The 23,587-nt window shown below is 47.2% G+C and carries 25 protein-coding genes; 21 read left to right on the forward strand and 4 right to left on the reverse strand.

Going from position 1 to position 23,587, the window contains the following annotated elements; all coding sequences use genetic code 11:
* Positions 1-21 precede the first annotated feature (21 nt).
* The 21 genes from flhF to AC6I8U_RS04655 all read left to right on the forward strand — a co-directional run bounded on the left by flhF (position 22) and on the right by AC6I8U_RS04655 (position 18,986).
* Positions 22-1,497, forward strand: a complete 1,476-nt coding sequence (gene flhF / locus AC6I8U_RS04555; protein ID WP_498018315.1) for a flagellar biosynthesis GTPase FlhF — start codon at positions 22-24, stop codon at positions 1,495-1,497.
* 12 nt (positions 1,498-1,509) lie between these two features.
* Complete coding sequence (locus AC6I8U_RS04560) at positions 1,510-2,397, forward strand: MinD/ParA family protein (protein WP_234496053.1); 888 nt, start codon at positions 1,510-1,512, stop codon at positions 2,395-2,397.
* Positions 2,390-3,121, forward strand: a complete 732-nt coding sequence (locus AC6I8U_RS04565) for an RNA polymerase sigma factor FliA (RefSeq protein WP_042478478.1) — start codon at positions 2,390-2,392, stop codon at positions 3,119-3,121. The genes AC6I8U_RS04560 and AC6I8U_RS04565 overlap by 8 nt, the downstream gene beginning before the upstream one ends.
* A 45-nt stretch (positions 3,122-3,166) precedes the next feature.
* Positions 3,167-3,535: a chemotaxis response regulator CheY gene (gene cheY, locus AC6I8U_RS04570; protein ID WP_006069980.1), complete on the forward strand. Its 369-nt coding sequence runs from the start codon at positions 3,167-3,169 to the stop codon at positions 3,533-3,535.
* A 31-nt stretch (positions 3,536-3,566) separates the two neighbouring features.
* The gene (locus AC6I8U_RS04575; protein ID WP_042478481.1) at positions 3,567-4,283 is read left to right on the forward strand and encodes a protein phosphatase CheZ; all 717 of its coding nucleotides are present in this window, start codon (positions 3,567-3,569) and stop codon (positions 4,281-4,283) included.
* Between the two features lie 8 nt (positions 4,284-4,291).
* Positions 4,292-6,553, forward strand: a complete 2,262-nt coding sequence (locus tag AC6I8U_RS04580) for a chemotaxis protein CheA (RefSeq protein ID WP_498017853.1) — start codon at positions 4,292-4,294, stop codon at positions 6,551-6,553.
* An 11-nt stretch (positions 6,554-6,564) separates the two neighbouring features.
* On the forward strand, positions 6,565-7,683 hold the full coding sequence (locus tag AC6I8U_RS04585) for a protein-glutamate methylesterase/protein-glutamine glutaminase (RefSeq protein ID WP_394150574.1): 1,119 nt from the start codon (positions 6,565-6,567) through the stop codon (positions 7,681-7,683).
* A gap of 1 nt (position 7,684) precedes the next feature.
* Positions 7,685-8,464, forward strand: a complete 780-nt coding sequence (locus AC6I8U_RS04590; protein WP_234495438.1) for a ParA family protein — start codon at positions 7,685-7,687, stop codon at positions 8,462-8,464.
* Positions 8,454-9,509, forward strand: a complete 1,056-nt coding sequence (locus tag AC6I8U_RS04595) for a chemotaxis protein CheW (RefSeq protein WP_498017854.1) — start codon at positions 8,454-8,456, stop codon at positions 9,507-9,509. Before AC6I8U_RS04590 ends, AC6I8U_RS04595 begins: the two co-directional genes overlap by 11 nt.
* A gap of 70 nt (positions 9,510-9,579) precedes the next feature.
* Positions 9,580-10,074: a chemotaxis protein CheW gene (locus AC6I8U_RS04600; protein ID WP_042478487.1), complete on the forward strand. Its 495-nt coding sequence runs from the start codon at positions 9,580-9,582 to the stop codon at positions 10,072-10,074.
* Positions 10,074-10,577, forward strand: coding sequence for a DUF2802 domain-containing protein (locus AC6I8U_RS04605; protein ID WP_394150569.1), 504 nt, complete (start codon positions 10,074-10,076; stop codon positions 10,575-10,577). Before AC6I8U_RS04600 ends, AC6I8U_RS04605 begins: the two co-directional genes overlap by 1 nt.
* A gap of 288 nt (positions 10,578-10,865) precedes the next feature.
* Complete coding sequence (gene ccmA / locus AC6I8U_RS04610) at positions 10,866-11,483, forward strand: cytochrome c biogenesis heme-transporting ATPase CcmA (protein ID WP_394150567.1); 618 nt, start codon at positions 10,866-10,868, stop codon at positions 11,481-11,483.
* A 6-nt stretch (positions 11,484-11,489) separates the two neighbouring features.
* Entirely contained in the window at positions 11,490-12,158 is a 669-nt protein-coding gene (gene ccmB, locus AC6I8U_RS04615; RefSeq protein ID WP_042478552.1) for a heme exporter protein CcmB, read from the forward strand.
* A 66-nt stretch (positions 12,159-12,224) separates the two neighbouring features.
* Entirely contained in the window at positions 12,225-12,974 is a 750-nt protein-coding gene (locus AC6I8U_RS04620; protein ID WP_234495441.1) for a heme ABC transporter permease, read from the forward strand.
* A gap of 5 nt (positions 12,975-12,979) precedes the next feature.
* Complete coding sequence (gene ccmD, locus AC6I8U_RS04625; protein ID WP_042478492.1) at positions 12,980-13,186, forward strand: heme exporter protein CcmD; 207 nt, start codon at positions 12,980-12,982, stop codon at positions 13,184-13,186.
* Positions 13,183-13,668 carry a cytochrome c maturation protein CcmE gene (gene ccmE / locus AC6I8U_RS04630; protein WP_394150565.1) on the forward strand — a complete coding sequence of 162 codons (486 nt, stop codon included), beginning with the start codon at positions 13,183-13,185 and terminating at the stop codon, positions 13,666-13,668. Before ccmD ends, ccmE begins: the two co-directional genes overlap by 4 nt.
* Positions 13,665-15,626: a heme lyase CcmF/NrfE family subunit gene (locus AC6I8U_RS04635; protein WP_252011590.1), complete on the forward strand. Its 1,962-nt coding sequence runs from the start codon at positions 13,665-13,667 to the stop codon at positions 15,624-15,626. The genes ccmE and AC6I8U_RS04635 overlap by 4 nt, the downstream gene beginning before the upstream one ends.
* Positions 15,626-16,180 (forward strand): DsbE family thiol:disulfide interchange protein, encoded by a 555-nt coding sequence (locus tag AC6I8U_RS04640; protein ID WP_394150562.1) that lies wholly within the window; start codon positions 15,626-15,628, stop codon positions 16,178-16,180. The genes AC6I8U_RS04635 and AC6I8U_RS04640 overlap by 1 nt, the downstream gene beginning before the upstream one ends.
* Positions 16,177-16,662, forward strand: a complete 486-nt coding sequence (locus AC6I8U_RS04645) for a cytochrome c-type biogenesis protein (protein WP_394150560.1) — start codon at positions 16,177-16,179, stop codon at positions 16,660-16,662. The genes AC6I8U_RS04640 and AC6I8U_RS04645 overlap by 4 nt, the downstream gene beginning before the upstream one ends.
* Positions 16,662-17,876 carry a c-type cytochrome biogenesis protein CcmI gene (gene ccmI / locus AC6I8U_RS04650; RefSeq protein WP_394150558.1) on the forward strand — a complete coding sequence of 405 codons (1,215 nt, stop codon included), beginning with the start codon at positions 16,662-16,664 and terminating at the stop codon, positions 17,874-17,876. The genes AC6I8U_RS04645 and ccmI overlap by 1 nt, the downstream gene beginning before the upstream one ends.
* A gap of 189 nt (positions 17,877-18,065) precedes the next feature.
* Complete coding sequence (locus AC6I8U_RS04655; protein WP_394150556.1) at positions 18,066-18,986, forward strand: MlaA family lipoprotein; 921 nt, start codon at positions 18,066-18,068, stop codon at positions 18,984-18,986.
* Between the two features lie 183 nt (positions 18,987-19,169).
* On the opposite strand, the gene AC6I8U_RS04660 is transcribed toward AC6I8U_RS04655, so the two are convergent.
* The 4 genes from AC6I8U_RS04660 to AC6I8U_RS04675 form a co-directional block, all read right to left on the reverse strand.
* A complete protein-coding gene (locus AC6I8U_RS04660) occupies positions 19,170-20,444 on the reverse strand; it encodes an outer membrane protein transport protein (RefSeq protein WP_498018316.1) in 1,275 nt (424 codons plus the stop codon).
* A gap of 274 nt (positions 20,445-20,718) precedes the next feature.
* The gene (locus AC6I8U_RS04665) at positions 20,719-21,990 is read right to left on the reverse strand and encodes an outer membrane protein transport protein (RefSeq protein WP_498017855.1); all 1,272 of its coding nucleotides are present in this window, start codon (positions 21,988-21,990) and stop codon (positions 20,719-20,721) included.
* Between the two features lie 269 nt (positions 21,991-22,259).
* Positions 22,260-22,979 carry a DUF3379 family protein gene (locus AC6I8U_RS04670; protein WP_498017856.1) on the reverse strand — a complete coding sequence of 240 codons (720 nt, stop codon included), beginning with the start codon at positions 22,977-22,979 and terminating at the stop codon, positions 22,260-22,262.
* Positions 22,972-23,478, reverse strand: coding sequence for a sigma-70 family RNA polymerase sigma factor (locus AC6I8U_RS04675; RefSeq protein WP_234495448.1), 507 nt, complete (start codon positions 23,476-23,478; stop codon positions 22,972-22,974). The genes AC6I8U_RS04670 and AC6I8U_RS04675 overlap by 8 nt, the downstream gene beginning before the upstream one ends.
* Positions 23,479-23,587: the final 109 nt, after the last annotated feature.

Raw genomic sequence — 23,587 nt, forward strand, 5'->3', positions numbered from 1 at the left:
AAACGATTTTTCGCCAGAGACATGAGGCAAGCTCTGCTCCAAGTTAAAGAAGAACTTGGCGCAGATGCGGTGATTATGTCGAACAAAAAAGTGGCGGGCGGCGTAGAAATCGTTGCTGCTATTGATGGTGATACTGCGCAGCCAGAACATCGTCAAATGGGCAGTAATGCACTGGCTGCGCCAAGTCGCACAGCTACGTCGGGTTATGGACGTGATCTCAAAGAAGACGTGGTAAACCTGCAGCAAAAAAGCGCAGCCTCTACCCCTTCGATGACCGATCGTTTTGCCAATATGCTAAAAAGCTACCGTGGCAACGAACCCGCGGAGCAAGGTAAGCCTAAAGCAACCCCACCGGATTCACTTTCCGCGCTTTTGGAGCGTCAGTCCGAACGTGCTAAAGCGGTGAGCGATGGTTATCAAAACAGTGACCGCCTGCAATACTCTCAGCAGAACAGAACCGAGCAGCCTTTTCGTGACCGCCAAGACAATGGACGCCCATCTTACCGTTCAGACGAGTCGTACGTGGATAATGCGAGAGAAGTGCGTCGTCCCTCGGGGCAGCGCGATGGTAAGTTTGGTGAAGAGTTAGAAGCGATGAAAGAGGATATGTCCTCAATTCGTCGCTTGTTGGAGCATCAAGTCTCGGGGCTTATGTGGCAAGAAGTAGAGCGTCGTGAGCCACTGCGTGCCATGTTGATTAAGCGCCTCGAACGAATGGGTATTTCACCAGAGCTTTCAGACCAGCTGGCCTGCTATATTCCAGAGGACACACCGCCACAAAAGGCGTGGAAAGCACTGCTATCTCTGGTCTCTGACCAAATCGTTATTAGTAAGCAAGACATTTTGCGTCAAGGAGGCATTGTCGCTCTACTTGGCCCGACTGGTGTGGGCAAAACCACGACAGTCGCTAAATTAGCGGCTCGTGCGGCAATGGAGTATGGCTCTGATAACGTCGCACTGGTCACTACCGACACCTATCGTATAGGTGCTCACGAGCAACTTTCGATTTATGGCCGAATTATGGGCTGCCCTGTGAGAGTGGCTAAAGATTCTGAAGAACTTGCCGATGTACTATATCAGTTGAGAAATCGACGTTTGGTTTTGATCGATACAGCCGGCATGGGACAACGTGATGTCCGTCTTTCAGAGCAACTTGATACTCTCATGCAGGAAAGTGGCGAAATTATCCATAGTTATCTTGTTCTCCCAGCTACGGCTCAGAGGCAAGTATTACAAGAGACCTTGGATCATTTCAGAAGAATTCCGCTTTCAGGTTGCATAATGACCAAGTTGGATGAGTCGCTCAGCCTAGGTGAGTTTATTAGCGTCGTTGTACAAAATGCACTGCCGGTTACCTACATCGCAAATGGTCAGCGTGTACCGGAAGACATAGTGATCGCGCAGCCAAAATATATGGTCGCGAAAGCCAACGAATTATTAGAGAAGTCGACAGAGAATGAACCTCACTTCTGGAACAGTGATATGGAGGGGGTTTAGATGCAAGCGAAAATGACAAATAACATGATACATGATCAGGCCAGTGGCCTTAGACGTTTGACTAAACCTACTTTGACTAAAGTCATTTCTGTCACTGGTGGTAAAGGCGGTGTTGGTAAATCCAATGTCACGCTTGGTCTCGCAATTTGTATGGCTCGCCAAGGTAAAAAAGTCATGGTACTTGATGCTGACCTTGGTCTTGCTAACGTTGACGTTATGCTCGGTATTCGACCGAAGAAAAACCTAGGCCATGTCCTAGCTGGAGAGTGTGAGCTTAAAGACGCCATTGTGGAAGGTCCTCATGGTATTAAGATCATCCCGGCAACCTCTGGTACTCAAAGCATGACTGAACTGAGTCATGCCCAGCACATGGGACTCATTCGCGCCTTTGGCAGCCTTGAAGAAGAGATGGACGTTCTGTTGGTTGATACCGCAGCGGGCATTTCTGACATGGTGGTGAGTTTTTCTCGCGCCGCGCAAGATGTTGTTGTGGTGGTGTGTGATGAACCAACGTCGATTACTGATGCCTATGCATTGATTAAACTCTTGAGTCGTGAGCACCAAGTTCAACGCTTTAAAGTCGTTGCAAACATGGTACGCAGCTATCGCGAAGGTCGAGAATTGTTTACAAAATTGACATTAGTCACAGAACGATTCTTGAATGTGAGTCTTGAGTTAGTCGCTTGCATTCCATTAGATGATAAAGTGCGACAAGCAGTGAAAAGACAGAAGATTGTGGTTGATGCATTCCCACGCTCTCCAGCGGCACTGGCACTAAGTTCATTGGCGAATAAAGCCCTGATGTGGCCGATTCCAAAAGTGCCGAGTGGTCACTTGGAGTTTTTCGTCGAGAGACTTCTCAACAGAACAGAAGCACTAGAGGAACCGTTTGGTGAATAAAGCTTTGACCTATGACCAGCATGCCAATTTGAGTGGTCAGCAAGCTTTCTTGGAGAAATACTCAGTATTGGTGAAACGTATCGCTCACCATTTAATTGGGCGTTTGCCACCAAACGTGTTGGTTGAAGACCTGATTCAAGCTGGAATGATCGGCTTGATTGAGGCTCAGAAAAATTATGACGGTAGCAAAGGTGCAAGCTTTGAGACCTACGCTGGTATTCGCATTCGAGGTGCGATGCTGGATGATATTCGTCGCGGCGACTGGGTACCTCGTTCGGTGCACAAACACAGTCGTGATATTTCGCAGGCTATTTCGGCGTTAGAGGTAGAACTCAATCGAGACCCTACTGATGTAGAGGTAGCTAACCATTTGGGAATGGGGTTAGCTCAATACCACAAAGCACTTGCAGACATTAACTGCTCTAGACTGGTTGGTATTGAAGACCTTGGCGTTTCTGAAGACTCTGTATCTGTAGCAGATGAAGAGGACAATTCGCCATTCCAGGGTGTCGCAGATGATGCGTTCCGCGAAGCGTTAATAGAATCAATAAAATCGCTCCCAGAGCGTGAAGCATTAACGTTATCCCTGTATTATGACGAAGAGTTAAATTTGAAGGAGATAGGCGAAGTTTTGGGCGTCAGCGAATCGCGCGTTAGCCAAATTCTGAGTCAATCTATGCAGCGTCTTCGAACCAAGCTTAGCGCTTGGACAGATAATAATTAATAAACACTGATCTTGCTTTCAGTGGAGGCAATTTTGAATAAAAACATGAAAATCTTGATTGTTGACGACTTTTCAACAATGCGACGTATCGTCAAAAACCTATTGCGCGACTTGGGCTTTAGCAACACGCTGGAAGCCGATGATGGTTTGACGGCACTACCTATGCTCAAGAAAGGCGATTTTGACTTTGTAGTAACTGACTGGAACATGCCAGGTATGCAAGGTATCGACCTTCTGCGCCATATTCGTGCGGATGAAGAGCTCAAGCACCTTCCAGTGCTGATGATCACTGCTGAAGCAAAGCGTGAGCAGATCATTGAAGCGGCGCAAGCTGGTGTAAACGGTTATATCGTTAAGCCATTTACCGCTGCAACATTAAAAGAAAAACTAGATAAAATTTTTGAGCGTTTATAAGACGCCATAAATAGCAGACGGCTATATCAGAATGATTTCATTGGAACAAGCTAAGCAGCTTGTTGACTTGTTGGAACAAGACAAGCAGCAGGAAGCAAATGAGCTAGTCATGATGATCCAAGGTGGCAGCGAGAGTAAAGTGCTGCAAGAGGTCGGTGCGTTAACACGAGACCTCCATGATGCTTTAACGGAATTTAGCTACGACACGCGTCTTAACGAGATAGCGAACGACGAAATCCCAGAAGCACGTGACCGCCTTGAGTATGTCATCAACAAAACCGAAGTATCAGCGAATACCACTATGGATGCGGTAGAACGCTGTTTGCCTATGGCAGACAGCCTGCATGAGTGCCTTACTCAAGTGCGCCCACAGTGGAATGAGTTGATGCATGGCAGGCTCGAGCTACAGCAATTTAAAGACCTGTGTCATCGCATTGATGACTTGCTAAGTCAGGTGGAAGGCGACAGTACCGAACTGCGCACTCAGCTCACCAATATCCTTATGGCACAGGACTTTCAAGACCTTACTGGACAAATCATTCGTCGCGTTATCACCTTGGTAAGCGAAGTGGAAACGAGACTTGTGGAAATCTTGAAAGTGTTCAGTGACGAACAACAACCAACAACTACAAAACCAAAGCAAACGATCTCTGGCGTTGAAGGACCAATCATCAATCCTCATGAGCGTGATGATGCCGTTGCTTCGCAAGATGAAGTGGATGACTTACTCTCCAGTCTTGGGTTTTAGGGGTGACTATGAGCTACGAATTAGATGAAGAGATCCTTCAGGACTTCCTTGTGGAAGCGGGTGAAATTCTAGAGCTGCTTTCAGAGCAACTTGTTGAGCTTGAGAACAATCCGGAAGACAAAGATCTCTTAAATGCAATATTTAGAGGTTTTCACACGGTCAAAGGTGGCGCAGGTTTCCTTGCGTTAACTGAACTTGTAGACACTTGTCATGGTGCAGAAAACGTCTTTGACATTCTGCGTAATGGCCAGCGCTCAGTCAATGCGAGCTTGATGGACACCATGCTTAAAGCATTGGATACGGTTAACCACCAGTTCCAATCCGTTCAAAACATGGAATCCATTGAACCGGCTGACCCTGCATTGTTGGATGAACTGCATCGCCTTAGCAGTCCAGAGTCAGCAGATGAGTCTGCACCAGTAGCCGCTGCGCCAACACCACCTCCAGTTGTAGATATTCCAGAGCCTGTCGTTGAAGCACCTGCGCCTGTATTAGAAACACCTGCGACAACGTCAGAAGTGTCCGCCGGTGGTTCTATCGACGATATTACCCAAGATGAGTTTGAGCGTCTGTTAGATGAACTGCACGGTAAGGGCGGCAGTCCAACGAAAGCCAGTTCAGCTCCAAAAATGACAGTCGTAGAGGCACCTGCAACCACAGCAAGCGATTTGGCTTCATCTGATATCACTGATGACGAATTCGAAAAACTGCTTGATGAGCTTCATGGCGTGGGTAAAGGACCGTCTGCGGGCGATGCTCAACCAGCACCTGCTGCTCCAGCCGAGCCTGTGAAACCAGCAGCAAGCGCAACACCTTCTGTCAACGAAGGTGGTGATTTGATGACGGATGAAGAATTCGAAAAGCTGCTTGATGAGCTGCACGGTGTAGGCAAAGGTCCTTCGCCTGATGAGCTAGAGGCAGCAACCAAGCCAGTATCAATGAACACGGCGCCAGCGCCAGTTGAGCCAGCACCCGTTGTTGAAACTCCCGCTCCAGCACCTGCGGCAGCACCAGCAGCACCGTTAGCAAACAGCGAAAAATCGCTACCTGCTGAGAAAAAAGCCACTGCTGTCGCGCCGAAAAAACCGCAAGCAGAAGCGAGCGTGCGCGTTGATACTTCGACGCTTGATACCATCATGAACATGGTCGGTGAGCTTGTATTGGTTCGTAACCGTTTGGTTAGCTTAGGTTTGAACAGCAATGACGAAGAAATGTCCAAGGCCGTTTCTAATCTAGATGTGGTCACTGCCGACCTTCAAGGTGCGGTAATGAAAACCCGCATGCAGCCTATCAAGAAAGTCTTCGGTCGTTTCCCGCGCGTGGTTCGCGACTTGGCGCGCAGCCTGAATAAAGACATCGTGCTAGAAATGCAGGGTGAAGATACCGATCTTGATAAAAACCTCGTTGAAGCACTAGCGGATCCATTGATCCACTTGGTGCGTAACTCGGTCGACCACGGTATCGAGATGCCTGACGCTCGTGAAGAGTCAGGTAAGTCTCGCACGGGAAAGATCACTCTGTCTGCATCTCAAGAAGGCGACCATATCGAGCTCGCTATCATTGATGATGGCGGTGGTATGGACCCAGATAAGCTACGTGGCATTGCTGTTAAGCGTGGCATGATGGATGAAGACGCCGCTTCACGTCTTACAGATAAAGAGTGTTTCAACCTCATCTTTATGCCTGGCTTCTCAAGTAAAGAGAAGATTTCGGATATTTCCGGTCGTGGCGTAGGTATGGACGTGGTTAAAACGGCGATCAACACCTTGAATGGTTCGATTGATATCGATTCGGAGCTGGGTAAAGGCACTAAGATTACTATCAAGGTACCGCTAACGCTGGCGATTCTACCGACATTGATGGTTGGCGTAGGTAAGAATCCATTCGCATTGCCGCTTGCGAGCGTGAATGAGATCTTCCATCTTGATTTGAGCCGTACCAATGTGGTTGATGGTCAGCTTACGATTATTGTTCGAGATAAATCCATTCCGCTGTTCTATCTCCAAGATTGGCTCGCACCTCACACGGCTCGAGCGCAGCAGCGTACTGGTCATGGACACGTAGTGATCGTTCAGATTGGCAGCCAACGCGTTGGCTTTGTCGTCGATACCTTGATTGGTCAAGAAGAGGTGGTTATCAAACCTCTAGATAGTTTGTTGCAAGGTACGCCAGGTATGGCGGGCGCAACTATCACCAGTGATGGACATATTGCATTGATTCTAGACGTGCCTGACTTGCTTAAGCAGTACGCAGCAGCATCGCGTATCTGATAAGGAAGGTTATGTCGTTAAAAGTTTTAGTTGTCGATGACTCGAGCTTCTTCCGTCGTCGAGTCAGTGACATTATCAATGCGGCGCCACGTCTGGAAGTGATTGATGTGGCGGTCAACGGTAAAGAAGCGGTCGAAAAAGCGTTGGCACTAAAGCCTGATGTGATCACTATGGATATTGAGATGCCCGTTATGGATGGCATCTCAGCGGTCCGTGAGATCATGAGTGCTCAGCCAACACCTATCTTGATGTTCTCTTCGCTAACGCATGAAGGCGCAAAGGCGACTCTTGATGCGTTAGAGGCTGGTGCATTAGATTTTCTACCGAAGAAATTTGAAGACATCGCTCGTAATAAAGACGAAGCGGTGACCTTGTTGCAACAGCGAGTTCAGCAGATCGCAAGTCGTCGTGCGTTAATGAGACGCACGGCTGTTCGTCGCCCAGTTACACCAACGGCGGCGCGCGTATCAACCACTCGTGCGACGGAATCTGCGTCTTCGGTTGGTAGACCTGCTATCGCAGCACCTGCATCTCGATTTAGAAGCAGTGGCAAGAGCTATCAGCTAACCGCAATTGGCACCTCAACCGGTGGTCCAGTTGCGCTACAGAAGATACTGACTAAGCTGCCATCGAACTACCCACATCCTATTCTGCTGATTCAGCATATGCCAGCGACGTTTACCGCGGCTTTTGCTGCGCGCTTGAACTCACTGTGTCAAATCACGGTGAAAGAAGCGGCCGATGGCGATGTGCTCCAGCCTGGCGTTGCTTATTTGGCGCCTGGTGGCATGCAGATGATGCTGGAGGGTCGTGCGGGAAGTGCGAAGATCCGCATCTTGGACGGTGGCGAGCGCATGAATTACAAACCATGTGTCGACGTGACATTTGGCTCTGCAGCAAAAATCTACCAAGACAAGGTGCTTTCAATGGTGCTGACCGGTATGGGTGCAGATGGTCGCGAAGGTGCTCGGATGCTCAAGAGTGCAGGCTCCACTGTTTGGGCTCAAGATGAAGAATCTTGCGTGGTTTATGGTATGCCGCAAGCGGTAGCCAAAGCCGGCATCTCAACTGAAGATTTGCCGCTAGACCGAATTGCTGAGCGCATTTTGGTCGAGCTAAAGAGACAGTAATATGATCGTATGGAGCGTTGCTAACCAAAAAGGGGGCGTGGGTAAAACCACGACCACAGTGACATTAGCGGGATTGCTGAGTCAAAAAGGGCACCGTGTTCTTCTGATCGATACCGACCCTCATGCTTCACTTACCACATATCTTGGGATGGATTCAGATCAGCTGTCGCACAGCTTGTTCGATCTGTTTCAGCTAAAGGAGTTTAGTGATAGCCGAGTGAAGCCGCTCATCCACAATACCCATATCGATAATATCGATATCATGCCAGCGCATATGTCGCTGGCGACGCTTGATCGCGTAATGGGCAACCGCAGTGGAATGGGGCTTATCTTAAAGCGTGCTTTGATGGCTATTCGTGACGAATACGATTATGTCCTTATCGATTGTCCACCGATTCTTGGTGTGATGATGGTCAATGCGCTAGCGGCAAGTGACCGAATCCTGATTCCTGTTCAGACTGAGTTTTTGGCGATGAAAGGCCTTGAGCGCATGGTTCGTACATTGGCGATTATGCAGAAGTCACGTCAGCGTCCATTCAAGGTGACGATTGTGCCAACCATGTATGATAAGCGCACGCGTGCATCTTTGCAGACCTTGACTCAGTTGAAACACGATTACCCATCTCAGGTATGGAGTTCGGCGGTGCCGATTGATACTAAGTTTCGTGATGCGAGCTTAAAGCATATGCCGGCTTCTCATTTTGCAGCTGGCAGTCGCGGTGTGTTTGCATACAAACAACTACTGATTTACTTGGAGAGGCTCGCGCAAGATGAAAGCTGATACTGCGCCACTCTCAAGTGAACAAGCGCTGGATGATTATTTTTCTGCACTGCTTGGTCTCGAGCAAGACGAAGAACTCTTGGTTGACTTTGGTGAACCATTGCAGGAAATCTCTGTAGAGCCAGAGCCAGAGCCAGAGCCAGAGCCAGAGCCAGAGCCAGAGCCAGAGCCATATCAGCCGAGCATGCAGGCGGCAACTCAACGTGTCACGGTCAATGATTATGACCGGGCGTTTGACGAGTTTGCTGAAGAACCCGATCTTAAAAATCTCGAAAAGCTGTTTAGTGGCTTGCAGCAGCAAGTCGATATCGAAGTCGACACCGAAATCGAAGTAAAAACAGAGGTTCAACCAGAAATCGTTGTACCTGAAGTGGAAGTGCCCGTTGAAGAAGAAATTCAGAGCTGGGACGTCACGAGTATTGAGCCAGAGCATCCTGTAAGTGAAATAGAAACCGCTGCGGAGTCGTTCGAACCAGTACAGATTTCAATGGGTGCTCAAGAGCTAGAGCAAGCTGCCGATAGTATAGAAGCAACCGCAAGTTCTTTAGATTCTAGCAATGGTGGTGGGGCCGAGGTTGTTTGGCAAAACGGCGAACGCACTGAAGGATTTCAGGTTCTCTACTTTGATGTGAACGGCATGACGTTTGCTGTCCCCTTAGATGAACTAGGAGGCATACATCAAATTGCCGAACTCAGCCATCTAATTGGTCGCCCAGCTTGGTATCTCGGCTTGCAGTCAAGCCGTGAGAATAAGCTCGATGTCGTCGACACCGCAATGTGGGTAATGTCTGATGTGCTCCAAGATGATAGCCACAAAGAAGACTACCAATACATTGTGATGTTGGGCGAGAGCAACTGGGGACTTGCAGCCACAGAACTAAAGGGCACCGAACAGCTGGCGCCTGAAGCGGTTCGCTGGCGTGAGAAAGCAGGTAAGCGTCCTTGGCTCGCTGGCATGGTTAAACAGCAAATGTGTGCGCTGGTTCATGTGTCTGAACTAATAGATATGCTTAATGCTGGTTTAGATGTTAAATCAGTACAGTAATTAACAATATTGATGCTAAACACCCGATGCTCATGATGTCGGTGTTGAAGATGAAATTGAGAGGAAGACTATGTCTCAAACGATGGATGTTGAACTAAGAAAAGAACAATCGAACGATGAAGTTCTTCAATGGGTGACTTTTCAACTAGAAGAGGAAACTTACGGCATCAACGTAATGCAGGTACGTGAAGTTCTGCGTTACACAGAAATTGCACCCGTACCAGGTGCTCCAGATTATGTACTAGGTATTATCAACCTGCGTGGTAACGTGGTTACTGTTATTGATACCCGTTCACGCTTCGGTCTTATGCAGGGCGAAATCACGGACAACACTCGCATCATCGTGATTGAATCAGAGCGCCAAGTGATTGGTATTTTGGTTGATAGCGTTGCAGAAGTTGTTTACCTACGTTCTTCAGAAATCGACACGACACCAAGTGTGGGCACTGATGAAAGTGCCAAGTTTATCCAGGGTGTTAGCAACCGTGATGGCAAACTTCTTATCCTTGTTGACCTAAATAAACTACTCTCTGAAGATGAGTGGGATGAGATGGCTTACCTATAATGCTTGATGCTGTGTCTTTGACGTCACCTCTTCTTTGGGGAGGGGTGGCGGTTGTCGTTGTCCTTTTCGTTTGGTTGGTGAAAGTGCATCGTGGATTAAACATGCACAAGACACACGCACGTCAGCAAAAGCGTGCACTCGAGAAAGAAGTGGAGAAGTGCAACAAGCAACTGCTTGAAGTACGTTCTGTTTTGGTTGGCCTTGGACAGAAGGTCTCTGAGCAAGAAGAGATCATCGTTCACCTAACCGAGCGTATCATTGAGCTAGAAAACGTCGACAATGATGGTCGCCTTTATACTCGTGCCAATAAAATGGTTCGTTTGGGTGCCGATATCAACGAGCTTATAGAAGAGTGTGAACTGCCAAAAGCGGAGGCTGAGTTGATGCTCTCTTTGCAAAAGAAAATCGCAGGTAAGGAGAAGGTTCCGCCTCTCCACAAAGACCGTGCTCAACCTCAGCGTCGACCTGCGTCGCAATATTCTCCTCAAAAACGATCTCGCTAACTTTACAGGGCATTAATGAATTATTGATGTCCTGTACATATCAAAATAACAGTCGTAACAATCTTTTACGCTTTCTAATTCGCCCAACGAATGCAGTTTGGTATTCTATGTCGCATCGAAATGTGAAGGATTATGTCAGCATGTACCACTTTATGGTTAGATATTTCAGTTAAAGAACAGTAATTTATTGTTTCTTACTAAGTTTCGTGAAGCGTATTTGATCATAATCGTTTCACGCTAGGGTAGCTATGGTAAGATGGACGCCCAGTCGAACCAGTGTTTAATTGAATGTTAGAAGTAACAAATTTAACCGCGATTCGTGATGAGCGCGTACTCTTCGAGAATTTATCATTTTCGTTACAATCCGGAGACCTCGTACAGATCGAAGGTCGCAATGGAACAGGCAAAACAACGTTGATGCGTATCGTTGCCGGACTGGGTGATAAAGAAGAAGGGGAAATCAAGTGGAATGGTGAAACCATCGAGTCGAATCGAGAAGATTTCCACCAAGCACTGTTATTTCTCGGACATCAAACCGGTGTTAAGCGCGATCTTACTGCTCTAGAAAATCTTAGGTTCTACCAATCTATCCATGCTCCTCACACTACCGATGAACAAATTTTTGCCGCGCTAACTCAAGTAGGTTTAGCGGGCCGTGAAGATGTACCGGTTGCTCAGTTGTCTGCAGGTCAGCAACGACGCGTCGCATTGGCGCGCCTTTGGTTAAGCGAACAGATGCTTTGGATCCTTGATGAGCCGCTGACTGCGATTGATAAGCAAGGCGTAAAAGTGCTGGAGAACTTGTTCCTAGAGCATGCTAACAAAGGTGGGATTGTGTTACTGACGACTCACCAAGATATGTTTAGCGATAACCCTAAACTAAGAAAAATTGTGTTAGGAGTGTGATCGATGATGCTTAATTCCATGATGAAAATCATCCGTCGTGAACTGTTGATCGCATTTCGCCGCCAAGCGGATATTTTCAATCCACTGTGGTTCTTTATTATCGTTATCACGCTGTTTCCATTGAGCATTGGTCCGGAGCCAAATTTACTTGCTCGTATTTCAGCGGGCATCGTATGGGTAGCGGCATTGCTTTCGGCGCTGTTATCGTTGGAGCGTCTGTTTAAAGACGACTTTCAAGACGGTTCACTTGAGCAGATGATGCTGATGCCAATACCGCTTCAGCTTGTGGTAATGGCAAAAATCATAGCGCATTGGCTGCTGACTGGTTTGCCACTGATTATTATTAGCCCGCTGTTGGCTATCTTGCTGTCACTAGATAGCAATACATGGATTGCGGTGGTACTGACCCTGTTGGTCGGTACACCCACGTTAAGTTTTATTGGTGCGATTGGTGTCGCGCTAACGGTGGGGTTACAAAAAGGCGGCGTACTACTGAGTTTGCTTGTTCTGCCGCTCTATATCCCAATTCTAATATTTGCTACTTCTGCTATTGATGCTGCTTCCTTGGGGGTTGCGTATAATGGTCAGTTAGCTTTATTGGCTGCGATGCTTGCGGGTGCAATGACTCTAACCCCGTTTGCCATCAGCGCAGCCCTAAGAGTCAGCGTAAACTAAAACAATAGCGCCAATATCATTGCGAAAACGCAATGTTAAGAATGTCGTCAAAGAGTGAGAAACACTATGTGGAAATGGCTTCATCCCTATGCCAAACCCGAAACCACTTACAATCTGTGTGGCACGCTACTTCCGTGGTTTGCAACGCTTGCATTAGCCTGTCTATCGATTGGTACTGTGTGGGGGCTAGCTTATGCGCCTGCCGATTACCAACAAGGTGATAGTTTCAGAATCATCTACATACACGTGCCATCTGCCATTTGGTCGATGGGTGTTTACATGTCGATGGCCATCGCTGCTTTTGTTGGCTTGGTGTGGCAAGTGAAGCTTTCAAGTATGGCCGCATTGGCTATGGCTCCGATCGGTGCAGTGTTCACCTTTATCGCTCTTTTAACTGGTGCCGTATGGGGTAAACCTATGTGGGGCGCATGGTGGGTATGGGATGCTCGTCTGACTTCAGAATTGATCTTGCTATTCCTTTACCTTGGCGTTATCGCGCTTTACCACGCATTCGATGACCAAAAAACGGCAGCCAAGGCGGCCGGCATTCTAGCCATTGTTGGTGTTATCAACCTGCCAATCATTCACTTCTCAGTAGAGTGGTGGAACACGCTTCACCAAGGCGCGACCATCACTAAGTTTGCGAAGCCTTCTATCTCAAATGACATGTTGTGGCCACTTCTGCTCAACATTTTTGGTTTCGCATTTTTCTTCGGTGCTCTGACGCTCATTCGTCTGCGTAACGAAATTATTAGTAAAGAAGGCCACAGGCCTTGGGTGATTGCGTTAGCAACGCGATCGAATCAGAAGGGGTAATCACTATGCATTTTGAATCCTTGAGTGACTTTTTCGCGATGGGTGGTTACGCCTCCTATGTTTGGAGCGCGTTTGGCATCACCTTTTTAGCAATGATTATTCTTCTGGTGACCAGCGTGTCACGTGGTAAAAAACTTCTTAAAGACGTACAAGCCAAAGTTGATCGTCAAGCTCGTATCGACGCGGCTAAGAATATGGAGAACACACTATGACCCCAAGACGTAAGAAAAGGCTCGGCATCATTTTGGCCATTTTCATTGGTATCAGCGCCACTGTGGGTTTGATTCTCTATGCACTTAATCAAAATATGGACTTGTTTTATACGCCAACGGAGTTGGTAAACGGTAAGAAGGATGGTGCTAAGCCAGAGATCGGTCAGCGTTTACGTATTGGTGGCATGGTTGTCGAAGGGTCGGTCAGCCGCGATTCAGAGTCACTTCGCGTGAGCTTTGATCTTGCGGATGTCGGCCCTAAAGTGACAGTGGTTTACGATGGTATCCTGCCTGATTTGTTCCGTGAGGGACAAGGTATCGTGGCTCAGGGTGTTCTCGTTGAACCAACCAAAATCGAGGCATTCGAAGTACTTGCTAAGCACGACGAAGAATACATGCCACCTGAAATTGCTGAAGCGATGAAGAAAACACATGAACCGCTTCAGTACTCTGCAGAACAAAAACAAGGAAGCGGTCAATGATTGCTGAAATTGGTCACTTTGCACTGATACTCTCTCTGAGTTTATCAGTGCTTCTGAGTATTTTGCCGCTCTTCGGCGCGTCACGAAATAATACCATGCTGATGAACACTGCAAGACCTTTGTCTTGGGGTATGTTCATCATGCTATTGATCTCATTCCTTATTTTGGAATGGGCGTTTTATGTTAACGACTTTACTATTCAGTACGTCGCGAACAACTCGAATACCCAACTGCCCTGGTACTATCGCCTAACTGCGGTTTGGGGTGCGCACGAAGGTTCGCTACTGTTATGGGTACTGATCCAAGCTGCATGGACCGTTGCGGTTGCGATGTTCAGTCGCGGTATGCCTCAAGAATCTGTGGCTCGCGTTCTCGCAGTCATGGGTATGATCACGGTCGGCTTCTTGCTGTTCATCATCGTAACTTCTAACCCATTCTTACGGACTCTACCTTTCTTCCCCGTAGATGGACGTGACCTCAACCCACTATTGCAAGACCCGGGCTTAATCATTCACCCGCCAATGCTCTATATGGGTTACGTAGGTTTCTCTGTTGCCTTCTCTTTCGCGATTGCCTCTCTGATGTCAGGTCGTTTGGATACGGCATGGGCACGCTGGTCTCGTCCTTGGACAACGGCGGCGTGGGTTTTCCTAACGCTGGGTATCGCACTAGGCTCTTGGTGGGCGTACTACGAACTTGGCTGGGGCGGCTGGTGGTTCTGGGATCCAGTAGAAAACGCATCGTTTATGCCGTGGCTCGCAGGTACCGCTCTGATGCACTCGCTTGCGGTGACTGAGAAGCGCGGTACATTCAAAGCGTGGACAGTATTATTAGCAATCTCGGCATTCTCACTAAGTTTGCTTGGTACGTTCTTAGTTCGTTCAGGTATTTTGGTATCAGTGCACGCGTTTGCCTCTGACCCATCACGCGGTATGTTTATCTTAGGCTTCCTCGTGTTTGTTATCGGTGGCTCGCTACTATTGTTTGCACTAAAAGGTGCGTCAGTACGTGCCCGAGGCAACTTTGACCTTCTATCTCGTGAGAACGCGTTACTTGGTAACAACGTTCTCCTTATGGCAGCACTCGTGGTTGTTCTGGTAGGTACCTTGTTGCCGCTAGTTCACAAGCAAATCGGTTTGGGCTCTGTCTCTATAGGTGCACCATTCTTCGATATGCTATTTGCGTGGTTGATGATTCCATTCTCTTTCCTACTTGGTATTGGTCCTCTGATCCGTTGGAAGCGCGACAAGCTATCGACGCTTGCTAAGCCAATGCTGATTTCGGGCATTATCTCAGTGGCGTTCTCTGCGCTCATGATGGTGGTGCTTGCTGAGTACTTTACCGGAATGGCATTCCTAGGTTGGTTGATGGCATCTTGGATTATCACGATGCACGGCTTTGAACTATACCAACGTGCTACGCACCGTCATACGTTTGCTGAAGGTGTGAAGAAGCTACCGCGCAGTCACTGGGCAATGATTTTTGGTCACTTAGGTCTAGCGGTAAGCATCATTGGTATTGCCATGGTTCAGATTTACAGCATCGAGCGCGATGTTCGTCTAGCGCCAGGTGAACACTACCAAGTCTACGACTATGACTTCTATTTCAAAGGCGTACGTGACAAAGACGGTCCGAACTACGATGGTTACATTGCCGACTTTGAAATAACGAAAGATGGTAAGTACATCAATACACTACACGCAGAAAAACGCTTCTATCGCACCGCTAAGTCTATGATGACAGAAGCAGCGATTGATCGCGGCGTGACTCGAGACCTCTACATTGCGATGGGTGAGCGCCTGGACGATGGTAAATCGTGGGCAGTTCGTATCTACCACAAACCATTTGTACGTTGGATCTGGCTTGGTGCGATTCTGATGTCGATTGGTGGTGGTCTAGCTATCAGCGATAAACGTTACCGTTTCAGGAAAGGTAGTAAAGCAGAGGGAGAGGCGTAATGAATAAGAAGATTCTATTTATCCCGTTGGTTGCGTTTCTCATTCTCGTCACTGTGTTCGCTATCCAGCTTGGTCGCAACCAAGCTGGTGATGACCCAACCAAGCTAGAGTCTGTATTGGTCGGCAAAGAAGTCCCTGAGTTTCACTTAGAGGATCTAGCAGAACCGGGCAAAATATACGACCAAGCGATTTTCAAGGGTGAGCCACTGCTGCTTAACGTATGGGCGACGTGGTGTCCAACATGTTACGCCGAGCACCAGTACCTAAACGAACTGGCTGCTGATGGCGTTAAGATCATCGGCCTTAACTACAAAGATGAGCGCAATAAAGCGGTACAGTGGCTAAATGAGCTTGGCAACCCTTATCTAATCAGCCTGTTTGATGGTAATGGCATGTTAGGTTTGGACCTAGGTGTGTACGGTGCACCTGAGACCTTTCTTATTGATGCGAACGGTGTGATTCGCTACCGCCATGTAGGTGATGTGAATGCACGAAACTGGGCTGAGAAGCTTCAGCCTATGTATCAACAGATGCTAGAGGAGGCGACACAATGAAAAAGTGGCTAATCGCACTGGCATCAAGCTTGATGTTGGCGTTTGCTGTAAACGCGACGATTGAGATTCATGAGTTTGATAACTTAGAGCAAGAAAACCAGTTCAAAGAGCTGAGCCATACGCTTCGCTGTCCTAAGTGTCAGAACAACACCATTGGCGATTCTAATGCAGAGCTTGCGCAGGACCTTCGCCAAAAAGTGTATGAGATGACTAAAGAGGGCAAATCTAAAGACGAGATTGTCGATTACATGATTGCTCGCTACGGTAACTTCGTTACTTACAACCCACCACTGACGCTTGCGACTTCTATTCTGTGGCTTGGTCCGCTGTTTGTGATTGTACTTGGTTTCGGTCTTATCATTGTCCGCAGTCGCAACAACCGCGCGCAAAAAGTGGTTGAAGCAGAAAAGTGGAATGAAGAAAAAGAAGCCAAACTAAAAGCTTTGCTCGAAGAAGAAAAAGAGACTGGAGATAAGCAGTAATGACACTATTTTGGATATCCACAGTCGGATTGGTCATTGTCGCTGTCGTACTGTTGGCGATGACGCTTAACAGTAAAAAAGCGAATAAAGACGAGCAGCTTCGTGATGAGCTCAACAAAGCGTTCTACAAAGACCGTTTAACAGAGCTTGAAGAAGAAGCCAATGAAGGTTTGGTGGAAAACCAAGAGGATCTGATTGATGACCTAAAACAATCACTCCTTGATGATATTCCACAGCAGGACAAGGTTGAAAAAACCTCACTGTCACCTATGACCGTACTGATCCCGTCAGTTGCGCTGATTGTGGTAATGACATACGGCATGTACATGCATTTTGGCGGTGCGTCTAAGGTGAAAGACTGGCAAGAAGTGTCAGGTCGTCTACCCGAGCTGTCTAAAAAGTTGATGGCAGGATCGGCTGAACCAATGACAGAAGACGAAATGCAAGATTTGACGCTAGCGCTTCGTACTCGTCTTCACTATCAGAGCAACGACTCAACAGGTTGGTTGCTACTGGGTCGAATCGCACTAGCTAATCGTGATGTCACCACCGCGACAGATGCGATGGAAAATGCCTATCGCCTTGAGCCTGAAGACGCTGATGTGAAGCTTGGCTACGCGCAGGCGCTGATGATGTCTCAAGATGAGATGGATCAGAACCGTGCACGTGGATTGCTAAACAGTTTACTTAAGTCTGAGTACGTTGACCTTCGAGTGCTATCGCTACTGGCATTTGATGCGTTCGAGCGTCAAGATTACCCAGCAGCGGTGCGTTACTGGTCTGTGATGCAGCGAATGATCGGTCCTGAAGATAGCCGCTATGAGATGCTAACTCGTAGTATCGAAAATGCACAAGCTAAGATGGGTGAGCCTATCGTTCAAGGCAAGTCGGTCGCGGTGAATATCAGCGTATCACCAAATGCGCGTCTACCGCAGGATGCGGCCTTAATCGTCTCTGTGCATCCGGCAGATGGTTCGCCAATGCCAGTTGCTGCAGCTCGATACCCACTCGGAACTTTCCCACGCACTGTTGTTCTCGATGATAACAACAGCATGATGGAAGGACGTAAGCTTTCAAGCCTTGAAGGTTTGATTGTTCGAGCACGTGTTGATAGCGACGGTAACGTAGCGACTCGCGATGGCGACTGGTATGGTGAAAGTCAACCAGCGGAGCTTGGCGATACAGTGGAGTTGGTTATTGACCAACAATACTAATCAAAATCGGTAGGCATGCGATTAATTTAAATGTAGCCAAGTTGTTGCTTTAGCTAGCTTGACTGCGCGCATGCCGCTATACTCATCCATAGTGGTTATTAATACAGTCTGACGTTTATTCCTTATTTATCAGACAAATAGGGAGCCATAAAAACCAAACGCAGAATGTACTGGCTTATGGATGAGGTTATGCAATCAGCATTAACCGGCAAGAAGCACACGCTTTTTGCCGTTTTTGTTTCTAGCGTATTTCTGTTTGGCTGTGCATCGGCCCCCGATGAAGAGCAGGCGGTAGAGACTCAGCAATCAGTATCGAGTCAAACGGAGCCGCTGGCATCAGCGCCTGAAGAAAGCGTGCCTGACGTAAATGTGGCTTCCGAGTCGAGCGATGCTCCTTCTGATGGTTCTGCAGCAACGGAGCTTGAAGCTAGTGCCAGTGTGGGTGCTGATGTTTACGACCCATTTGAAGGCTTCAACCGTGCCATGTGGGCACTCAACTACGACTACCTTGACCCTTATTTCGTCAGACCTGTTTCCCTCGCTTATGTTAATTACACACCAGTGCCTGTGCGCTCGGGTGTTCGAAACTTCCTCGCTAACCTCGATGAACCTTTTAGTGCCGTGAACAATGTTGTGATGGGTAACGGCGGTAAGGCGCTCGACCATTTCAACCGATTCTGGATTAACAGTACCTTTGGTCTTCTGGGCTTTATCGACATCGCCTCTGCAGCCGGTATTGAAAAACACGACAAGAAAGAGTTCGGTGATGCAATAGGCCATTACGGCGTAGGCGAGGGACCTTATATTATGGTACCTGGCTACGGTCCGATTATCTTACGTGAGGGTGCGGACGTCGTCGATGGTTTATATCCACCGGCATCGCTACTTAACTTCTGGGCAAGCTTTGGTAAGTGGGCACTAGAGGGGATGGAGAAGAGGGCGCTAGTCGTATCGCAAGAAGCGACACTGGAGCAGTCTCCCGATCCATACGCTCTGACTCGTGATATTTATATTCAACGTCAAAACTACAACGCAGAGATCGTAGATGACACGGTCGATGAGGAACAAGAAGCGTATATTGATGACTACTTGGATAGCTTTGATGAGTAGTTTCTAGTGATGGGTTTCCGAACAATCGGTATCACACTTCTCGTCATCTTCACGGAAGTGAAGATCTCCCAAAGCGCGTAGTAAACTATAAGTAATTGATTAACCGTACCAATTAACTCTACTACGTAACGTGAAAGATCCCCTTTCTCAAGGGGATGATGGTAATTGACAGTTTTTAGAGATTTAGAAGCGATAGTTCGCTTGGATACCAGCGATCCATACATCGCCAGAGATTTCGCCAACGAATTCACCAAACAAATCTGCCGCATCTTGGTCCGATTCATCACGAGGCTCACTAATAGAAGCCTTGCGCGCCATAATGTAGGTCAGACCGCCATCAAGGGTAAACTGTTTAGTAAATGCATAAGATAGACCTGCACTTAACCAAGTACGGTCAGTTTCTGGAATGGTTGTTGTACGGTATTTGTCGTCAACTGCTGACATATCGTAGGCGATACCACCGCGCAGAGCGAGCTTACTATTGAGCTGATATGTAGTGCCCACTGCGAAGCGATAACTATCTTTCCAGTTTTCAGTTTTGATAGGAACGGTTACACCGTCTACGAAATTAGCTTCGAGTTTGTCGAAGCTACTCCACTGAGTCCAGTTAATGCTCGTGTGCATTGCCCATTTGTTTGACAATTGGTGGAATGATGCGAGTTCAGCGGTAGCTGGGAGTGCTACACTAAGTTTTCCATCGCGACGTCCCTGGAAGTGTAAAGCTTTGCCTTCGCCATAACCATTGAAGTCCATCATTACCTCTGATTTATATGCAAAGCCGAGGCGATGGTCACCATTTATTTGCCATGCAGCGCCTAGCACATAACCCCATGAAGAGTCTGTACCCTCCACATATTTCAGGTAGTCACCTTTCGAAATAGGTCCAAAGTTATTTGGTGCTGTCGCACCAATTTTTCCTTCGCCAGTCACATAGCGAATACCGCCACCTACACTGAATGCATCATTGATTCGGTAACCTACATTTGCTACCGCCTCTATGGTCATGACTTTTGCTTCATTTCCGTATTGTGTTGCTTTGAAATCACTGCTGAGTTCGGTCTCCATTCCATAGTTGGAGCTTAGAGCCAGACCTGTATACCAATCATCATTGATCTGGTGTGAAACATACAAGTTGGGTACTGGGGCACTATGGGCAATGTCTTTCGCTTCGGTGTAAGAAGACTGCCCTAACACGTTGGTCGCAGTACCTTTCACATCAATATTCGGCTCAACATAAAGAACACCACCAGAAATTTGTGTACCTTCCAAATAAGTCAGCATCGCAGGGTTACGCCATTGTGCACCCGCGTTATCAGCCATTGCGGCTTCACCAGCGTACGCTCGACCTAGACCGGTCGCTGAGTATTCAGCGAGTTGAAAGCCTGCCGCAGACGCTTGTGCAGACGCTAAGGTGCCCATTACCACTGCAATAGCAAAGGGAGAGTATTTTGAATTTATCATTATTGTTCGCTCAAATTAATTGCGTTTAGAGCGAAGATTCTATTTTTAGAGTAAAGACTTTAAAACTAATTTGTGACAAAAAGTGTATTTTTGAAATTTTATATGGGAAGAAATTATTTGACAGGTGAATGTGCTGGTTGTTATCAGAATGTTGTGGTAATTCAGCGTACAGATGTAAAGGTTTGAAAGGGTAAGGTTGGACCAGTTGTTGTTAAGGAGACGACAAAAAGGGTCGATAAATCGACCCTTAAGTTATGATGCACTAATCAGCTTAGAAGCTGTAGCTGTATTGAAGACCAGCTAGGATAGCGTCTGCACGAGTAGTCGCTGTTAAAGCACCACCACCTTCTGTAACGCTAACGTCTGCACCCATTAAGTAAGTGAAGCCGAAGTCAACAGTGTGGTGTTGTTTGAAGTTGTAGCCAAAACCAGCCGAGAACCAGTTACGATCTGAATCTGGTACTGAAATAGAAGTGATGTCGTTTTGAGCGGCTGTGTCGTGCATATAACCAGCACGTAGCGTCCAAGCATCGTTTAGGTAATATGTACCGCCAACTGCGACATGGTACCCATCTTTCCACTCATAGCTACCTAGTTGCGTGCCTTTGTTTGTTTCCAATTGGTCAAATACGCTCCAACCGATCCACTGAAGGCTATAGTGGACAGCAAACTTAGTATTGTCTATGCGGTGGTAACCAGAAAACTCAGCCATACTCGGAAGAGATAACATCAAGTTTTCACCAGGAATAGCGTTAGTACCAATACCTGCAGGGTTACCGGAAGCTAGACCAGCATCGACATATAGGTCGCCATCAGCTTCGATCTCTGGAGAATAGTGGTAAGCGAAACCAAAGCGGTTATTTTCGTTAAGCTCAAAAACAGCGCCTAGATTAAAGCCTAGACCTATACCATCAGCTTCAATATCAACTGCTCTTACGCCTTGGTAGGCATTGCGCTTTAGCTTACCGCTGCCCTGCACAATATCGATACCACCACCAACACTCCACTGTTCGTTAATTCGGTATGCTGCGTTAATTGTGTAGTTGATGCTAGATATCTCAGTTTCTCCACCGAATACACTTGCATCAGGAATACCAGCAATAATGCTTCCTGAGCCTGCACCCCATGAAGAATCGAAGTTGTTCTTAGTACCGAAGTTGGAATAGATACCAGCACCTACAGCCCACTTGTCATTGATTTTGTGGATGTAGTAGATATTAGGAACTGGTGTACCGCTGCTGTTTGTCGTATCTGCAACAGGGTTGCCGCCATATGAGACATCGGTAATTTTGATATCAGTATCAATGTAGTTCACACCACCAGAAAATTGGTGCGAATCAAACAGTGTCATCGCTGCCGCGTTACGGGCCATTACAGACGCGTTATCTGCAATAACCGCATCACCAGCAAATGCACGACCTAGGCCTGTTGCTGATTGGGAGTTGAGCTGGAAACCGGCTGCTGTTGCTTGAGTGGAGGCTAATGTGAGTGACGAAACTGCCACTGCTAATAGTGTTTTTTTATACAGACGCGAAGTAGTCATTTAGTATACATCCTTTTTTTGTCATCGCCTCTTATGGGCGTTAATTGGTTAAAATTGAGTTAAAACTCAATTTTGGGGCTGATCCTAATCGCTAGTATAGACATTAGAAATCAGACCAGTAATCAAAATGACGCAAAAAGTATATAAATGCCGACTAACTGACAGTAAAAGCATCGATTATGCATATATTTAGAGTGGTTACTCTAAAAACTGCTTCGGAAAACAAAAAAGGGCCAGCTCGCGGGAGTTGGCCCTTTTGTTATAGGTTTTTATGCAGGATTAAGGATTTTATTAATCTTTTCGCCGATCTTATCTAGGTTTTCACCTTCTTCGCCCACTAGGACAAAACTGGCATCTCCCATTGGCTTAACCATGCCTGACATACCATCTTTGTCGAAGTTTTCCACCTGTCCGGTTGGAATTCTTGTCAGAAACATGGTGACTTTGCCTTTCTCGCCTTCAAATACAATGTGCATCGCATTTGAGTCACCAAATCCACAGTGATTAATGTAGAAAACGTGGTACGGAAAGCTTTGTCCCAACTGGTAAGCAAACGGCAATAGCTTGGCATTGATCTGTTCTTTAGACGGATTTTCATCTAAAGATTCGATAAAGCTTTTCTCAGCGTTGAAATGCTCCATGGCCATCTCTGGAAGTGATGCTTGTGCGTCAGACACAACAATATTCCCCCAGTTAACTTGACCGACAAGCAAACCAAACGCGAACGCCACAGAAGCAGCCAATGATAATGCTCTTTTAGTAAAGTTTACCTTGACGACATTATTCTCAGGCGGCTGGTTGAACAAGATACGATCCGCAAGATCGTCAGGCACGTCAACTTTCATTGCCTGTTCGATACGTGCATCCAATCCCAAAATATCATCGAGATACTTGGCATTAGCTTCACTATTTTTTGTCGCCTCCAACAGCTCCGGATCTCTTGCCTTAGGATCGGACATAACGCGACGACGGAATTCTAACTCATCCATTTTGTTGCCCCCTATGTGCATCCTCAGACTCAAGCATCTCTTTAAGCTGGTTTCGAGCTCTAAATAATCGAGTCATAACGGTATTCTTGTTTAAGTCGAGTATATTACCGATCTCCTCACCACTAAATCCACCAACGACTTGTAAGAAAAGTGGTTCTCGATACTCGACATCGAGTTTCATAATTTGTGCTTGAAGCCATTCCTGTTGGTGGTGCGGATCATCAGAAACCTTGGCATCATTGCCATAGTCATCGATATCCACCAGATCAAACTGCTTACGCTCAAAGCGTCTTGCGTTTTCTCTGCGAAGGATAGTGATGAGCCACGACTTCGCTGCCTTTTCGTCTTGCAGGCTGTCTAACGACTTCCATGCACGAAGGCAAGTTTCTTGAACCAAATCCTCAGCCACTGGCTTGTCTTTACACAGCCAATAGGCGTACCGATATAGGTCGCGATGATAAGCACGTACCAGTGCTTCGTACTTTCTTTGTTTGTCCATATCCGAGTTGACCGGACGTTTGGAGAATTTATTTCCAAAATTTTTAATTAATGACACAGGAGCCCCCGTTTTCGCTCTGTGAACTCTATTTTTTGTTCCGCGGTGTCAG

This window comes from Vibrio sp. KUL80 (assembly GCF_059725495.1).

Excerpts from the sequence above, each read along its gene's own strand:
- AC6I8U_RS04580 (WP_498017853.1), top strand. The coding sequence starts at position 4,292 with ATGAGCTACGAATTAGATGAAGAGATCCTTCAGGACTTCCTTGTGGAA.
- AC6I8U_RS04635 (WP_252011590.1), top strand. The coding sequence starts at position 13,665 with ATGATTGCTGAAATTGGTCACTTTGCACTGATACTCTCTCTGAGTTTA.
- AC6I8U_RS04590 (WP_234495438.1), top strand. The coding sequence starts at position 7,685 with ATGATCGTATGGAGCGTTGCTAACCAAAAAGGGGGCGTGGGTAAAACC.
- AC6I8U_RS04670 (WP_498017856.1), bottom strand. The coding sequence starts at position 22,979 with ATGGATGAGTTAGAATTCCGTCGTCGCGTTATGTCCGATCCTAAGGCA.
- AC6I8U_RS04595 (WP_498017854.1), top strand. The coding sequence starts at position 8,454 with ATGAAAGCTGATACTGCGCCACTCTCAAGTGAACAAGCGCTGGATGAT.
- ccmD (WP_042478492.1), top strand. The coding sequence starts at position 12,980 with ATGCATTTTGAATCCTTGAGTGACTTTTTCGCGATGGGTGGTTACGCC.
- AC6I8U_RS04620 (WP_234495441.1), top strand. The coding sequence starts at position 12,225 with ATGTGGAAATGGCTTCATCCCTATGCCAAACCCGAAACCACTTACAAT.
- ccmA (WP_394150567.1), top strand. The coding sequence starts at position 10,866 with ATGTTAGAAGTAACAAATTTAACCGCGATTCGTGATGAGCGCGTACTC.
- flhF (WP_498018315.1), top strand. The coding sequence starts at position 22 with ATGAGGCAAGCTCTGCTCCAAGTTAAAGAAGAACTTGGCGCAGATGCG.
- AC6I8U_RS04665 (WP_498017855.1), bottom strand. The coding sequence starts at position 21,990 with ATGACTACTTCGCGTCTGTATAAAAAAACACTATTAGCAGTGGCAGTT.
- ccmI (WP_394150558.1), top strand. The coding sequence starts at position 16,662 with ATGACACTATTTTGGATATCCACAGTCGGATTGGTCATTGTCGCTGTC.
- AC6I8U_RS04675 (WP_234495448.1), bottom strand. The coding sequence starts at position 23,478 with ATGGACAAACAAAGAAAGTACGAAGCACTGGTACGTGCTTATCATCGC.
- AC6I8U_RS04560 (WP_234496053.1), top strand. The coding sequence starts at position 1,510 with ATGACAAATAACATGATACATGATCAGGCCAGTGGCCTTAGACGTTTG.
- ccmE (WP_394150565.1), top strand. The coding sequence starts at position 13,183 with ATGACCCCAAGACGTAAGAAAAGGCTCGGCATCATTTTGGCCATTTTC.
- AC6I8U_RS04655 (WP_394150556.1), top strand. The coding sequence starts at position 18,066 with ATGCAATCAGCATTAACCGGCAAGAAGCACACGCTTTTTGCCGTTTTT.
- AC6I8U_RS04645 (WP_394150560.1), top strand. The coding sequence starts at position 16,177 with ATGAAAAAGTGGCTAATCGCACTGGCATCAAGCTTGATGTTGGCGTTT.
- AC6I8U_RS04640 (WP_394150562.1), top strand. The coding sequence starts at position 15,626 with ATGAATAAGAAGATTCTATTTATCCCGTTGGTTGCGTTTCTCATTCTC.
- AC6I8U_RS04575 (WP_042478481.1), top strand. The coding sequence starts at position 3,567 with ATGATTTCATTGGAACAAGCTAAGCAGCTTGTTGACTTGTTGGAACAA.
- AC6I8U_RS04600 (WP_042478487.1), top strand. The coding sequence starts at position 9,580 with ATGTCTCAAACGATGGATGTTGAACTAAGAAAAGAACAATCGAACGAT.
- ccmB (WP_042478552.1), top strand. The coding sequence starts at position 11,490 with ATGCTTAATTCCATGATGAAAATCATCCGTCGTGAACTGTTGATCGCA.
- cheY (WP_006069980.1), top strand. The coding sequence starts at position 3,167 with ATGAAAATCTTGATTGTTGACGACTTTTCAACAATGCGACGTATCGTC.
- AC6I8U_RS04585 (WP_394150574.1), top strand. The coding sequence starts at position 6,565 with ATGTCGTTAAAAGTTTTAGTTGTCGATGACTCGAGCTTCTTCCGTCGT.
- AC6I8U_RS04605 (WP_394150569.1), top strand. The coding sequence starts at position 10,074 with ATGCTTGATGCTGTGTCTTTGACGTCACCTCTTCTTTGGGGAGGGGTG.